The organism is Mesorhizobium sp. M5C.F.Ca.IN.020.29.1.1 (assembly GCF_003997375.1).
Lineage (GTDB): Bacteria > Pseudomonadota > Alphaproteobacteria > Rhizobiales > Rhizobiaceae > Mesorhizobium > Mesorhizobium wenxiniae.
In genome coordinates this window covers 1-13,219 of the sequence record NZ_RZSW01000122.1, presented here as the reverse complement: position 1 = coordinate 13,219, position 13,219 = coordinate 1, and the positions used below count along the sequence as shown (strand labels likewise).

Genomic DNA, 13,219 nt, shown 5'->3' with positions numbered 1-13,219 from the left:
GAACCACGGGGAGGAAGCAGTCTGGTGTCGGTTCTCGAACTCGCCAACATCTCGAAACATTTCGGCGCCATCCAAGCCGTCAACGACGTTTCGCTGTCGATCGAGGCCGGACAGGTGGTCGGCCTGATGGGCGATAACGGCGCCGGCAAGTCGACACTGGTCAAGATGATCGCCGGCAATTTCCGCCCGAGCCACGGCACGATGCAGATGGACGGCAAGGAACTGATCCTGCACAAGCCGGTGGAGGCGCGCCAGCACGGCATCGAGATCGTCCATCAGGATCTGGCGCTGTGCAACAATCTGACGGCCGCCGCCAACGTCTATCTCGGCCGCGAGCTGCGCCGCGGCGTCGGGCCGTTTCGCATCCTCGACTACGCCGCGATGTACAAGCGCGCCGGCCAGATCTTTGCCGTGCTGAAATCCGAAACCCGCCCGCGTGACTTGGTCAAGCAGATGTCGGGCGGCCAGCGGCAAGCGGTGGCGATTGCCCGCACCATGCTTTCGCAGGCTAAGATCGTGCTGATGGACGAGCCGACGGCGGCGATTTCGGTCCGACAGGTCGCCGAGGTGCTGAACCTGATCCGCCATTTGCGCGACCAGGGCATTGCGGTCGTGCTGATCAGTCACCGCATGCCCGACGTCTTTGACGTTGCCGACCGCGTCATCGTCATGCGGCGCGGCCGCAAGGTTGCCGACAAGACGATCGCGTCGAGTTCGCCCGAGGAAGTCACCGGGCTCATCACCGGCGCCATCGAACAGGTTTGATGTCATCGGGTTTCATCACGCAAGCAGATAAAGGTCGACGATGGCAGTAACTCTTGACCAGACGATCGCGCAGAAGCAGCACACTTTGCTGACCAGGGTGTTTGCCAGCCAGACCTTCTGGGTGGTGATCGCGGTCATCCTCGCCTGCCTGTTCCTGTCTGTCGCCACGGATTCGTTCGCCACGACGAAGAACCTCTACAACATCACCCGTAACGTCACCTTCGTCGCCATCGTCGCTCTGGGCATGACCTTCGTCATAATCACCGGCGGCATCGACCTTTCGGTCGGTTCGGTGCTTTGCCTGTGTTCGATGGTGCTGGCGGTGACCATGCATGCCGGCTACGGCATCGAGATCGGCATTGCCGCTGCAATTGCGACAGCGCTGATCATCGGCGCCTTCAACGGTATCTTGATCGCCTATCTCGGCTTTCCGCCGTTCGTGGTGACGCTCGGCATGCTGTCGATTGCGCGCAGCCTTGCCATGGTCGCCTCCAACAACACCGTCGTCTTCCAGTTCGGGCCGGATCACGACAAGCTTCTGGCGCTGGGCGGCGGCGCCTTTGTGTTCGGCATCGCCAATCCGGTGCTCTACACGATCGTGCTGGCACTGATCACCGGCTTCGTCCTGCGCTGGACGAAATTCGGCCGGCACATCTTCGCCATCGGCGGCAACGAGCATGCGGCGACGCTGACCGGCGTTCCGGTGCGCCAGATCAAGGTCGCGGTCTATATGATCTCGGCGCTCGCGGCCGGTATCGCCGGCATCATCCAGACCGGCTGGCTTGGCGCCGTCACCACCAATCTCGGCAACGGCATGGAGCTTCAGGTCATCGCCGCGACCGTCATCGGTGGCGCCAACCTGGCCGGCGGTATGGGCACGGCCTTTGGCGCCGTCGTTGGCGCGGCGCTGATCGAAGTTATCCGCAACAGTCTCGGCCTGCTCGGCATCAATGCCTTCTGGCAAGGCGTGTTCATCGGCGGCGCCATTCTGCTGGCGGTCCTGTTCGACCGGATCCGCAATTTCAGGCGCAACGAATAGACCGCAGTTGACGAACGCTATTCGTTTCCCTTGCTATCGCTCAGTCTGATAATCGGCCGGTACGGCCCATGACGGGCGCCAGGCGTGCGCATGTGCCTTGACGCAGGCCCGGACTGAGCCCCACTATCCCCATTGCAGGCGAAGGGAGGCCAGTCGCCTGCGGGAGGATATACCCATGACGGAAGCGATCAGGCTCTACTGGGGCCGGTTCGGACATGTTTCTGTCCTGAACGTCGCCAGCGACTTCGTCACCCATGCCCATGTCGAGGCGCATATCATCATCTGGCTGGAAGGCACGGCCGGCGAGATGACCATCGGTCGCGAAACGGTGCGGCTTGGGCCCGGCACCGCCGCCGGCATCAATTCCTTCCAGCCGCACAGCCACGCTTTGTCCAGCGACGGCCGGCCCGGCCTGTTCCTCGCCTTCTACATCGATCCGGACTGGGCGCGCCGGCGTCGCGACCTGCCGTCGTCCGCGCCGCTATTTTCAGCACCGGCGATCACGCTGGAGCCCTGGCTGCACAAGGCGGCAGCCAACCTTCTCGACCATCTCAGCGACAATGAGAGCATCGACGACATCGCCAATTACGAGATCGAGCGCTTCATCGACAGCGTGCTCGACGCCGCCGACGCCTCGGCACCGCAAGTAGCACGCGCCCGCGTCCACACCATGCAGGATTTCCGTGTCCGCAAGGCGATCCAGCTGATGAAGGCCAATGTCTGCGAGCGTATCTGCTTCGACGATGTGGCACGCAGCGTCGGCCTGTCGCGGCCGCATTTCTTCGCGCTGTTCAAGGAGCAGACCAATCTGACGCCCAACGTCTACTGGAACACGTTGCGCATGGAGGAAGCCGTGCGGCAGTTGCAATGGTCGCAGGAGCCGCTGATCTCGGTCGCCTGCAATCTTGGCTTCACCACCCAGGGCAATTTCTCGCGCTTCTTCCGCGATCATGTCGGCGTTCCGCCGACACTCTATCGCGAGGCGGCGCGGGCCATTTCCTGAGCCGCCTGGCAGCCGTTTTTCAGACTATTTGATAGGCGGTCAAGACGCATTGATAAGCGCCGCCGGGCCCGCCGCCCTACCCTCGCGACATACATGCTTGCAAGGGAACGACCATATGGCGAAAGTTACCATCTCCAGCGTCATCGACGCGCCGGTCGAAAGGGTTTGGGCGCGCATACGCGACTTCAACGGCCTGCCGAGCTGGCATCCGCGTATGGTCGAAAGCCATATCGAGGACGGCAAGGATCCCGGCACGATCGGCTGCGTGCGCAACTTTCAGCTCGCCAGCGGCGCCCGCATTCGCGAAAAGTTGCTCGACTTCTCCGACGGCAATTTCCTCGTCAGCTACTCCATCCTGGAGACACCGCAGCCGCTGACCAACCACAAGGCGACGCTGCAGCTGCGGCGGGTGACCGATGGCGACCGCACCTATGCCGAATGGACCGCCAGCTTTGACGCGCCCCCGGAAGAAGCCGACAAACTGGCCGAGGGCATGGGCGCCAACGTCTTCCAGGGCGGATTCAACGCTTTGAAAAGTCATTTCGCCGGCCAAAGTTGAGCAAAAGGAGCCTTCCATGGCGCTCGCCCTGCAGACTTTCTCGACGGTCAAGGACGCCAATGCGGCGCTGAAAGCCGCCGGTACCCGATACCTCGGCGGCGGCACGCTGGTCGTGCGCGCCGCCAATGAAGGCAATGTGTCGGTCTCCAGCCTCATCAGGTCGACCGAGCCGGCGCTGTCGGCGATCACCGTTTCCGGCGGCAAGGTCCGCATTGGCGCTTCGGTGACCATGGCGGCGATCGCCCGTCATCCGGATCTCGCGTCGCTTGCCCACGCGGCGCGCGCCGTCGGCGGCCCGGCGATCCGCAACATGGCGACCGTCGGCGGCAATCTCTTCGCCCCGGCGCCCTATGGCGACTTCACCGTGGCGCTGCTGGCACTGGACGCAACCGTCAATATCGACGACGGCGAGCTACCGATCGAAACCTTCCTGGCAAAACGCGAAAGCAACCACGCCATCATCACCGCAGTTGGATTTACGTTTCCGGCTGAAGGCTTTCGCTTCCTGAAAGTGTCGAGGATCAAGCCGAAGGGCGTCTCGGTGCTGAGCATCGCCGCCGTGCTGGAACAAGCACCGGACGGAACCGTGTCTTCGGCACGGATAGCGCTTGGCTGCATGGCCGACCGGCCGATGCGTGCGACGGCGGCGGAGAAGGCGCTGCTCGGCAGGACGCTCACCAGCGATGGCATCGCGCCGGCGCTTGCTGCGGCCGGCGACGGCACCTCGCCTGTTACCGATCCGATCGCCAGTGCCTGGTATCGCAACGAAGTCCTGCCGGTCCATCTCGGCCGGCTGCTACTCGGCTGAAATATCCAGGGGAGCGCGCTTGCCCACGAGCAGGCGCGCAAGGAGGAAACATGGCAAAGGTCCCGGTTCAGTTCACGCTCAACGGCGCGGTGAAGGCCGAATTCATCGACAGCGGTACGACGCTGCTCAACGCACTGCGCGACAAGATCGGCGACACCTCACCGAAAGGCGGCTGCCATCAAGGTACATGCGGCGCCTGCTCGGTCATCATCGACGGTGAGCTCCGGCTCTCCTGCCTGACGCTGGCCGAAACCTGCAACGGTGCGGCCATCACCACGACATCGGGGCTTTCGGAAGGCGGCGTTCTGCATCCGCTGCAGCGGGCCTTCCTCGACGCCTTCGCCACCCAGTGCGGCTTCTGCACGCCGGGCATGATCATGGCCGCCAAGGTGCTGCTCGACCACACGCCGAACCCCACCCGCGACGAGGTGGTCGAGGCGCTGTCGGGCAATATCTGCCGCTGCACCGGCTACGAGCCGATCATCCAGGCGGTGCTGACCGCCGCGCGATCCAATTCGCAGAACGCGGCTTGAGGGGAGTCAAAAAGATGGAACTCCGCAAGAACTACTTCGCCGAGCAGCGCAAGGATGATCTGCACGAGATCGGCCAACCACGGCCGCGCTCCGATTCACCCGGCCATGTCACCGGCAAAACCGCCTATTTCGCCGACCGCAATTTTCCCGGCATGCTGCATTTGAAGATGGTGCGCAGCCCGCATCATCACGCCCGCATCCGCGGCATCGACACTTCGGAGGCCGAGAAACATCCAGGCGTCGTCAAGGTGCTGACCGCCAAGGATGTGCCGCACAATGTCTACACCATCCTGATCCTGATCCAGATCGGGCCGGAGGACGAGACGGTGCTGGCCGATGGCAAGGTTCGCTGGAAGGGCGAGGCGGTGGTGGCAGTGCTCGCCGAGACCGAGCGTGCCGCCCAGGAAGCGGCGGCCAAGGTCAAGATCGATTACGAAGTGCTGCCGGCCGTCTTCGACATGGAGGAAGCGCTGAAGCCCGGCGCGCCGATAGTGAACGAATATCACGGCCGGAACTATTATCTCTATGACAGCGGCGAATGCCGCAAGGTACGCTTCGGCGATGTCGAGGCCGGCTTCGCCGGGGCCGATCACGTGCTCGAACAGACCTACCAATCCTCGCCGATCGAACACGCACCGACCGAGACGACCGGCTGTATCGTCGCGCCGGAGGGCAATGACCGCTTCACCTGCTACACCAACACGCAGGCGATGTTCTTCACCCTCGACAACGCCTCGATCATCCTGCAGATGCCTGGCAACAAGCTGCATTTCGTCGGCGGCACCGTCGGCGGCGGTTTTGGCGGCAAGGTCGACGTCATCGTCGAGCCGATCGCCATCCTCGGCGCCAAGCTGACCGGGCGGCCGGTCTCCTTCATCTACAGCCGCGAGGAGGAGATGCAGATCTCCTCGCCGCGCGCTGCCGAAAAGGTCGTCATCAAGGATGGCGTCATGAAGGATGGCCGCATGGTCGCCCGCAAAGTCACCGGCTACACCGATGCCGGCGCCTACTCACGCCATTCGCCCTATGGCGCGCAGAAGGGCGCTGGCCACTACCCCGGCCCTTACACGATCCCGAATGTCTGGATCGACACCTACTGCGTCTACACCAACCGCACGCCTTCCTCCGCCATGCGCGGCTTCGGCGTCACCATCGGCGATTTCGCGCTGGAGGTGCAGATGGACAAGCTCGCCCGGTTGATCGGCATGGACCCGCTCGAATTCCGCTTCATCAATGCCTACCGCGACGGCGACATGAAGGCGCACCGCCAGCCGACCGAAGGCGCTGCGCTGATCGAGTGCATGCAGGAAGCGTCGCGCACCGCCAACTGGCCGGTGGCGGAGAAGTTCATGGCGATGTCGTCCTACGCGAAGGGAGCTTGAGATGGCGATCAGGCGTGGACGCGGCGTCGCCGCAATCAACTATCCGACCGGGATGAACCTCGGCGGTGACCCCACCCAGGCGCTGGTGCATTCGACGCCGACCGGCAATTTCATGGTGACGCTGTCGAGCGTCGATCTCGGCCAGGGCATGAAGCAGATCATGGCGCAGATCTGCGCCGAGACGATCGGCGTGCCGTCCGACCGCGTCGTCGTCGACACCGCCGACACCGATACCGGCCCGCACTGCATGGGCACCTTCGCCTCGCGCGGCACCCACCGCGCCGGCAACGCCGTCATCCAGGCGGCCAGGGAAGCCCGCCAGGTGATGCTGGAAGTGGCGGCCGAGGAACTGGAAGTGAATGCGTCGGACCTCGAAACCGACGGCCAAGGCAACATCCTGGTCAAGGGCGCGCCGCAAAAATCGATTTCGATCTTCGATGTCGCGCTGTCGGCTCACTTCAAGCGCGGCCGCTCGATCTCCGGTCGCGGCATGTTTTTGATCCCCCGCTCCTATCCCGAGAAAGAAACCGGCGCGATGAAGCCGTCGACCTGCTACGCCCACGCCTGCACGGTGGCCGAGGTCGAGGTCGATGACGAGACCGGCGAGGTCACCGTGCTGACGATCAAGAACATTTTTGAGATCGGCCGCGCGCTGAACCCGAAGATGGTTGAGCAGCAGCTCATCGGCGGCTCATGGATGGGCATCAGCCACGCGCTCTACGAGACGACTGAACCCTATTATCCCAATCGCGATCATGGCGGCACCGACTTCAACCAGTATCTTATGCCGGGTCCTGGCGATCTTGCGCAAACCGAGATCATCGTGCTGGAACGACCCTCGGCCGACGGCCCGTACGGCGCCAAGGGGCCAGGCGAAATGTGCGCCAACCCGCAGATCCCGGCGGTCGCCAATGCCGTCTTCGACGCCGTCGGCGTGCGCATCGACACGCTGCCGATCACGCCGGAGCGCATCCTGCGCGCGTTGAAGGCGCAAGCCCCGAACTGAGTGTTGGAAATGCCCAAGAGAAGCGCCGAGACTGTCGCGACCTCGCCGGAGGCGGTGGCGTCGCACCTCGCCGCCTCGCGCTATCTGGCCGATGAAAGCCTGGCGACTGCCGTCTTCCTGGCGATCCGGCTGGGCAAGCCGCTGCTGCTCGAAGGCTCGCCGGGCGTCGGCAAGACGGAAGCGGCCAAGGCGATAGCTGAAGTGCTCGGGCGCGACCTCGTGCGGCTGCAATGCTATGAAGGCATCGACGCCGCGCATGCGCTCTACGAATGGAACTACCAGCGCCAGCTGCTCGCCATCCGTCATGCCGGCGAGCATGAGGTCGACATCTATGACGACCGTTTCCTGATCGCGCGGCCGCTGCTGCAGGTGCTGAAGGCGCCGGAAAAGCGCGTGCTGCTGGTCGACGAGATCGACCGTTCCGATCATGAGTTCGAAGCGCTGCTGCTGGAGTTTCTTTCCGATTTCCAGATCAGCATTCCTGAGAGAGGCACCATCCGCGCGACGGCGCAGCCGATCGTCATCCTGACCTCGAACCGTACGCGCGAGCTGGCGGAAGCGCTGCGGCGGCGCTGCGTCTATCACTGGATTACCTATCCCGACGCCGAGCGCGAAGCCGCCATCATCATGCTGCGCGCCGGCGATGTCGCCGAGGCCACGGCGCGTGCGGTGGCTGCTGCCGTGCACGATATTCGCGCCCGTCCGCTGGCCAAGCCGCCGGGCATCGCCGAAGCGGTCGAATGGGCGAACGCCGCGACCATCCTCGAACAGGGCGGCAGCCCGTGGCCGGAAGCTTTTCGCCGCGCCATCGGCGTGCTGATCAAGGACGAGGAAGACCTGTCCTATATCGCCCCCGAGCTTGGCCAGATCGTCGAGGAGGCACTGGCGTGACACGCGACGTCAACGACCCCTTCGCCCCGTTCGCAGCGCGGCCGAACACGGATCGACCTCACCGCTGGCGGGACAGCACCCGCGAAGGAATGATGCGGGGAGAAAACTTACCCCTGGCGGCAGCACCCATGCTCGGCTTTGGCCGGCTGCTGCGCCGCTATGGCTTCCCGGTGGCGCCCGAGCAGGTATCGGGCTTCATGCAGGCGGTGACGCTACTTGGACCGCGCTCGATGATTGAGATCCACGAGGCAGCGCTTGCCACGCTGGCGCCGCCGCCGGACCGCCGCGACGAATTCGAGGCGCATTTCCAAAGCTATTTCTACGGCAGCAACGCCACGGCCGTGGTCGAAGGCGAGGCCGACGACGAAACCCGCATCAAGGATGACGGCGGCGCCGGCGACGAGGAGAACGAGGTGGCACGCCAGGCAGAAGGCGGCGATTTATCGTCCGGCGCCGAACTGTTGAGCGCCCGCGACTTCCAGCGCGACGGCGACGGGCTTGCCGCCTTCCGCCGCAAGCTCGCGACCGCCTTGCCCGCCCGCCGCTCCTTCCGCACCGTGCGCACGCACGCGCGCGGCAAGCTCGATCTGCGCCGTTCGCTGCGCGAAATTGTCAGTGCCGACGGCGATGTGCCGTCGCCGCTGCTGCGCCGCCGGCAGACCGTGCCGCGCAAGCTGCTGATCCTGATCGATGTGTCAGGCTCGATGAAGCTCTACACATCGGATTATCTCAAGCTGGCGCATGCGGCGGTGCAAGGTGCGGGCCGGGCTGAAATTTTCACCTTCGGCACGCGGCTGACCCGCATCACAGCGGCGCTGCGCATTCGCGACCGAGACCAGGCTCTGGCCCACGTGGCAGCACTGGTCGACGACTGGGACGGCGGCACCCGCATGGGACCGACGCTGCTCGCCTTCCTGTCTGTGCCGCGCTTTTCCGCTTTCGCGCGCGGGGCGGCGTTGGTCATCCTGTCCGACGCGCTGGAGCGCGGCGATCACGCCGAACTGGAAATGGCGATACGCCGGCTGAGCGCACGCGCCTTCCGTCTTTCGCTGGCGACGCCGCTGGCCGGCGATCCCCGTTTCCAGCCGGCAACGGCAGCGCTTCGCGCCATTCTGCCGGTGCTCGACGATCTGATCGATGGTTCGTCCATCGCCGGTCTCACCGATTTCATCCTGTCGCTCGCCCGCCCTGCCCCGGCGGCCGCAGCCATCTGGAAAAGGGTCTCATGATGCAGAAGGCGATCGACGCACACTTCCACATCTGGCGCCAAAAGGATCAGCCATGGCTGGTCGGCCCGATGGTGCCGCGCATCTTCGGACCCTATGAACCGATCCGCCGCGACTATCCGATCGAGGAATTCCTGGCCGATCAGCAAGGCTCAGGCGTCGAGAAGGCGGTCTATGTCCAGACCAACTGGGCCAAGGAGGATTTCGAGACCGAGGTCGCCTTCCTGCAGAAGACAGCCGACGAGACCGGCTGGCCGCATGCCATCGTCGGCTATGCCGACATGACGGTGGACGATATCAGGCCCCAGATCGACCGGCTGATCAAGTACCCCCTGCTGCGCGGCGTGCGCATGCAGCTGCACTGGCATGAAACGCCCGCCTTCCGCTTCGCCGCCTCGGCCGATCAGGTGATCGACCCGAAAGTGCGAGCCAATGTGGCGCGGCTGAAAGACTACGGCCTGTCCTTCGATCTGCAGCTTTTCCCCGCCCAGATGAAGGACGGGCTGACGCTTGTCGGCGAGAATCCTGAGACCAATTTCATCCTCACCCATGCCGGCATGCTGACCGATATGTCGGACGAAACCACGGAGGCCTGGAAGGCGGGACTGCGAACGCTTTCAGCGGCACCCAACCTCTACGCCAAGCTCTCCGGCCTCGGCACCTTCGTCCACCGCAACGACCCGGCGCTGATCGCCTATATCGTCGACAATGCAATCGACGTCCTCAGCAGCAATCATCTGATGTTCGGCTCGAACTTCCCGATCGAGAAACTGTGGACCAGCCACGCCGAGCTGATCAAGGCGCACCGGGAGGCGGTGGCCAAGCACAGCGTGGCCGCCGAGGCGGACATCTTTTGGAAAACTGCGGAGAAGGTATATCGGCCGGTGTAGCGCGGCGCCTTTCCTTCTCCCCTTGTGGGGAAGGTGGCCGAGCGAAGCTCGGTCGGATGAGGGGTGCTGGAAGGGTCGTTGCGTACAAGATATAAGCGCTTCAAACCATTTTATATTTTCTCGCTGCGTTTCTCCCAGCACCCCTCATCCGTCTCGGCGCTACGCGCCGACCCACAAGGGGAGAAGGTCAAGCCCGATTTCAGTTCCGCGGAAAATGGCCCGAAACCTCGGTGCCGCCGGCCGGCGGCAGCGCCAGGAAGCGGAGCGAGACCGCGAGCCCGATTGCGCCGATCACCAGGAAGGCAAGGCGGAAGTCGACCAGGTCGAGCGCCGGACCGCTTCTCGCGATCTGCGAGAGGTTTAGGAGCGCCGCGGCGACCGCCACGCCGAACAGCATCGCCTCTTGCTGCAGCATGCTGGACAGTGTCGCCGCCGAGCTACGCTGCGATGAGGCTACGCCGGCGAAAGCCAGTGTGTTGACCGCGGTGACCTGCATCGAACGCGTCAGTCCGGCAATCAGCATCAGCGCCACCACCAGCGCTTGGGGGTCTGCGGCGATATCACTGCGCAGGCCATGATCGACAGCGATGCGATCACGCCGTTGAAGACCAGCACCGAACGGAAACCGAAGCGCCTCAGCGTCGCTCGTCACCGTCTTCATTCCGAGATTGCCGAGGAAATAGGCAAGGATCAGCATGCCGGCATCGACGGGTCTCAGGCCGAAGCCGACCTGGAACAACAGCGGCAACAGGAATGGCGTGGCGTTGATGGCGACCCGGAAAATGGTGCCGGCCGACAGTGTCGAGATGGCGAAAGTCTGCACCTTGAAAGCCGAGAGGTCGAGCAGCGGATTTTTTGCGCGCGCCAGATGGCGCACGGCCAGCCAGCCGACCAGGGTGCCGGCGGCAAGCAGCGCCACGGTCGGCATGGCGCCGTCTTCCGGATGGGCGATCCGCTCGAGGCCGTAGAGCATTGAGGCGAGCCGGCCGAGTCAGAAGAAAGCCCGGCCAGTCGAGCGGCCTGGTTTCGGAATCGCGGTCGCCGGGAATGAAGCGGGCGACCAGCGCCAGACCGGCCAGCCCGAGCGGAATGTTGATCCAGGCAATCGTCCGGCAAATCGATGACGCACCGGTTTGAACAAGCATTTGGGCGGCGCCGTCCAGACATGGACCAATAAACTTTCGTGTCGTATCGCGCCTTTTATGCGATGACTGAACCTAGCCACCGAACCAGCCTTTGACACTTCGCGATTTCGTTTCGCCTCTTCTGACTAGGACCTCTCTTCATTAGGACCAATCTGCGCATGAAGCCCATCTACATCGATTATCTCAACGCCCTCGACATCGAAGCCCTTGATATGGTCGATGCGGAAATCATCGATGCGGTCGAGGGCGGGCTGGTGGCGCAGGGCAACGGCCAGGCGGTGATCGAGCCGCGCGTCCATCTCGAGCCGGACCCGTCCTTCAACGGCCATTTCAATGTCCTGCGCGGCTACGTCGCGCCGCTCGATGCGGCGGGCGTCAAGATCGTCGGCGATTATGTCGACAATTACCTGCACGGCCTGCCATCGGAATTCGGCATCCTCAACCTGTTCGACCCGCGCACCGGCACGCCGCGCGCCATCCTCGACGCCACCGTCATCACCGACATGCGCACCGGTGCCGTCACCGCCATTGGCGCAAAACATCTGGCGAAAAAGACGTCGAAGATCCTCGGCCATATCGGCGCGCGCGGCACCGCCTACTGGAACGTGCGCCTGCTCGACCATCTCTTCGACTTCGAAGAGATCCGCGTGCATTCGCGTCGGCCGGAAAGCCGCGACGGCTTTGCCGCCAAGCTGTCCGCGGATCTCGGCAAGCCGGTCATGGCGGTCGTCGACTGGCGCGCTTGCGTCGAGGGCGCCGACATCGTGGTCGAGGCCTCGCGGCTGCCGGAACCGCAGCCGCTGCTGAAGACCGCATGGATCAAGCCCGGCGGGCTGGTGATGCCCTACGGCACGATGAGCGCGGTGGAGCTGTCGTTGACCGACATCATGGCAAAGATCGTCGTCGACGACTGGGGCCAGTGCAAGGGCGGCAAATTCGGCTCGCTGCGTGCCCATGTCGAGACCGGACGCCTGAGCGAGCAGACGCTGCACGCCGAACTTGGCCAGATCGCCGCCGGCCTCAAGCCGGGGCGCCAGAGCGACGACGAGACGATCCTGTTCTGGCATCGCGGCCTGTCGCTCTCAGATATCGCGCTGGGTAAGGCGATGCTGGCCAAGGCGCAGGCGCAAGGCATCGGCCAGCGGCTGCGTTTCGCATGAGCGCGCTTGTCCTCACCGGAACGGGCGTCAGCATCGAGGACGTCGCGGCGGTTGCCCGCGCCGGACGTAAGGTGGAGGTAGCCCCCGCGGTCATGGAAAGGCTGGACAGAGCGCGAAAAGTGCTCGACCGCGCCGCCGCTTCTGGCCAGCCGATCTATGGGCTCAATACCGGTCTCGGCGCCAATCTCGGCACGTCGGTTAGCGGCGACGCCAGCGCCTTTCAGCACCAGTTGCTGGAAGGACGCAGCGGCGCCGTGGGTGACGCGCTGCCACAAGACATCGTGCGGGCGACGATGCTTGCCCGCACCGCGATGTTTTCGGCCGGCGGTTCGGGCATTTCATCAGAGGTTTTCCTCGCACTCATCGGCGCGCTCAATGCCGGCGTGCATCCGGTGATGCCGTCGCTGGGCTCGATCGGCGACAGCGACCTGGTGCTGATGGCAACGCTCGGTCGCATGCTGACCGGCGACGGCGAAGCCGACTTTCAGGGCCGGCGCATGCCGGCGGCCAAGGCGCTTGCGATGGGCCGCCTCGCCCCCGTCAGCCTCGCCCCCAAGGACGGGCTGTCGCTGATAAGCGCCTCGGCGGTGTCCGCCGGCAGCGGTGCGCTGGCAGCGGCTGACGCATTGTCCGCCTTCGCACAACAACAGCAGGCGGGCGCGCTGACCATTGAAGGCATCGGCGCCAACCAGACGATCCTCGATCCGCGCCTGCAGGCGGCGCGACCGGCCGCTGGCCAGCAGCAGGCCGCGCAAGGCTTGCGCGATGTGCTGGCACGCGACAAGGCGCCGACGCCGGCGACCTTGTAAGAC

13 protein-coding genes and 1 pseudogene are annotated in these 13,219 nt (G+C 64.4%); 13 read left to right on the top strand and 1 reads right to left on the bottom strand.

Annotation, left to right across the window (positions count from 1 at the left end):
* The first annotated feature begins 24 nt into the window (after nucleotides 1-24).
* The 11 genes from EOA85_RS12705 (at nucleotide 25) to EOA85_RS12655 (ending at nucleotide 10,102) form a co-directional block, all read left to right on the top strand.
* Nucleotides 25-765 carry an ATP-binding cassette domain-containing protein gene (locus EOA85_RS12705; protein WP_029351636.1) on the top strand — a complete coding sequence of 247 codons (741 nt, stop codon included), beginning with the start codon at nucleotides 25-27 and terminating at the stop codon, nucleotides 763-765.
* Nucleotides 766-805: 40 nt separating this feature from the next.
* Nucleotides 806-1,804, top strand: a complete 999-nt coding sequence (locus EOA85_RS12700) for an ABC transporter permease (protein WP_029351638.1) — start codon at nucleotides 806-808, stop codon at nucleotides 1,802-1,804.
* Nucleotides 1,805-1,979: 175 nt separating this feature from the next.
* Entirely contained in the window at nucleotides 1,980-2,807 is an 828-nt protein-coding gene (locus EOA85_RS12695; RefSeq protein ID WP_029351641.1) for an AraC family transcriptional regulator, read from the top strand.
* A 115-nt stretch (nucleotides 2,808-2,922) separates the two neighbouring features.
* Nucleotides 2,923-3,366, top strand: coding sequence for an SRPBCC family protein (locus EOA85_RS12690; protein WP_127209650.1), 444 nt, complete (start codon nucleotides 2,923-2,925; stop codon nucleotides 3,364-3,366).
* A 16-nt stretch (nucleotides 3,367-3,382) separates the two neighbouring features.
* The gene (locus tag EOA85_RS12685) at nucleotides 3,383-4,174 is read left to right on the top strand and encodes an FAD binding domain-containing protein (protein ID WP_127209649.1); all 792 of its coding nucleotides are present in this window, start codon (nucleotides 3,383-3,385) and stop codon (nucleotides 4,172-4,174) included.
* A gap of 50 nt (nucleotides 4,175-4,224) precedes the next feature.
* A complete protein-coding gene (locus tag EOA85_RS12680; RefSeq protein ID WP_127209648.1) occupies nucleotides 4,225-4,707 on the top strand; it encodes a (2Fe-2S)-binding protein in 483 nt (160 codons plus the stop codon).
* 14 nt (nucleotides 4,708-4,721) lie between these two features.
* Nucleotides 4,722-6,089, top strand: a complete 1,368-nt coding sequence (locus EOA85_RS39840) for a xanthine dehydrogenase family protein molybdopterin-binding subunit (protein WP_127209647.1) — start codon at nucleotides 4,722-4,724, stop codon at nucleotides 6,087-6,089.
* Between the two features lies 1 nt (nucleotide 6,090).
* On the top strand, nucleotides 6,091-7,095 hold the full coding sequence (locus EOA85_RS39835; RefSeq protein ID WP_127209646.1) for a molybdopterin cofactor-binding domain-containing protein: 1,005 nt from the start codon (nucleotides 6,091-6,093) through the stop codon (nucleotides 7,093-7,095).
* 9 nt (nucleotides 7,096-7,104) lie between these two features.
* Entirely contained in the window at nucleotides 7,105-7,986 is an 882-nt protein-coding gene (locus EOA85_RS12665; protein WP_127209645.1) for a MoxR family ATPase, read from the top strand.
* Between the two features lie 89 nt (nucleotides 7,987-8,075).
* A complete protein-coding gene (locus tag EOA85_RS12660) occupies nucleotides 8,076-9,215 on the top strand; it encodes a VWA domain-containing protein (protein ID WP_127209651.1) in 1,140 nt (379 codons plus the stop codon).
* Nucleotides 9,215-10,102: an amidohydrolase gene (locus tag EOA85_RS12655; protein WP_164759624.1), complete on the top strand. Its 888-nt coding sequence runs from the start codon at nucleotides 9,215-9,217 to the stop codon at nucleotides 10,100-10,102. The genes EOA85_RS12660 and EOA85_RS12655 overlap by 1 nt, the downstream gene beginning before the upstream one ends.
* A gap of 199 nt (nucleotides 10,103-10,301) precedes the next feature.
* Here the strand turns inward: EOA85_RS12655 and EOA85_RS12650 are convergent.
* Nucleotides 10,302-11,199, bottom strand: a pseudogene (locus EOA85_RS12650) (MFS transporter); the annotation flags it as partial.
* Between the two features lie 206 nt (nucleotides 11,200-11,405).
* Between EOA85_RS12650 and EOA85_RS12645 the strand changes: the two are divergent.
* Nucleotides 11,406-12,407 (top strand): ornithine cyclodeaminase family protein, encoded by a 1,002-nt coding sequence (locus tag EOA85_RS12645; RefSeq protein ID WP_127209643.1) that lies wholly within the window; start codon nucleotides 11,406-11,408, stop codon nucleotides 12,405-12,407.
* Nucleotides 12,404-13,216: an aromatic amino acid lyase gene (locus tag EOA85_RS12640; protein WP_127209642.1), complete on the top strand. Its 813-nt coding sequence runs from the start codon at nucleotides 12,404-12,406 to the stop codon at nucleotides 13,214-13,216. The genes EOA85_RS12645 and EOA85_RS12640 overlap by 4 nt, the downstream gene beginning before the upstream one ends.
* The last annotated feature ends 3 nt before the right edge of the window (nucleotides 13,217-13,219 follow it).

Bases quoted from the DNA above. Each gene is read 5' to 3' on its own strand.
- EOA85_RS12700 (WP_029351638.1), top strand. From the start codon at position 806: ATGGCAGTAACTCTTGACCAGACGATCGCGCAGAAGCAGCACACTTTG.
- EOA85_RS12695 (WP_029351641.1), top strand. From the start codon at position 1,980: ATGACGGAAGCGATCAGGCTCTACTGGGGCCGGTTCGGACATGTTTCT.
- EOA85_RS12690 (WP_127209650.1), top strand. From the start codon at position 2,923: ATGGCGAAAGTTACCATCTCCAGCGTCATCGACGCGCCGGTCGAAAGG.
- EOA85_RS12685 (WP_127209649.1), top strand. From the start codon at position 3,383: ATGGCGCTCGCCCTGCAGACTTTCTCGACGGTCAAGGACGCCAATGCG.
- EOA85_RS12680 (WP_127209648.1), top strand. From the start codon at position 4,225: ATGGCAAAGGTCCCGGTTCAGTTCACGCTCAACGGCGCGGTGAAGGCC.
- EOA85_RS39840 (WP_127209647.1), top strand. From the start codon at position 4,722: ATGGAACTCCGCAAGAACTACTTCGCCGAGCAGCGCAAGGATGATCTG.
- EOA85_RS39835 (WP_127209646.1), top strand. From the start codon at position 6,091: ATGGCGATCAGGCGTGGACGCGGCGTCGCCGCAATCAACTATCCGACC.
- EOA85_RS12665 (WP_127209645.1), top strand. From the start codon at position 7,105: ATGCCCAAGAGAAGCGCCGAGACTGTCGCGACCTCGCCGGAGGCGGTG.
- EOA85_RS12660 (WP_127209651.1), top strand. From the start codon at position 8,076: ATGATGCGGGGAGAAAACTTACCCCTGGCGGCAGCACCCATGCTCGGC.
- EOA85_RS12655 (WP_164759624.1), top strand. From the start codon at position 9,215: ATGCAGAAGGCGATCGACGCACACTTCCACATCTGGCGCCAAAAGGAT.
- EOA85_RS12645 (WP_127209643.1), top strand. From the start codon at position 11,406: ATGAAGCCCATCTACATCGATTATCTCAACGCCCTCGACATCGAAGCC.
- EOA85_RS12640 (WP_127209642.1), top strand. From the start codon at position 12,404: ATGAGCGCGCTTGTCCTCACCGGAACGGGCGTCAGCATCGAGGACGTC.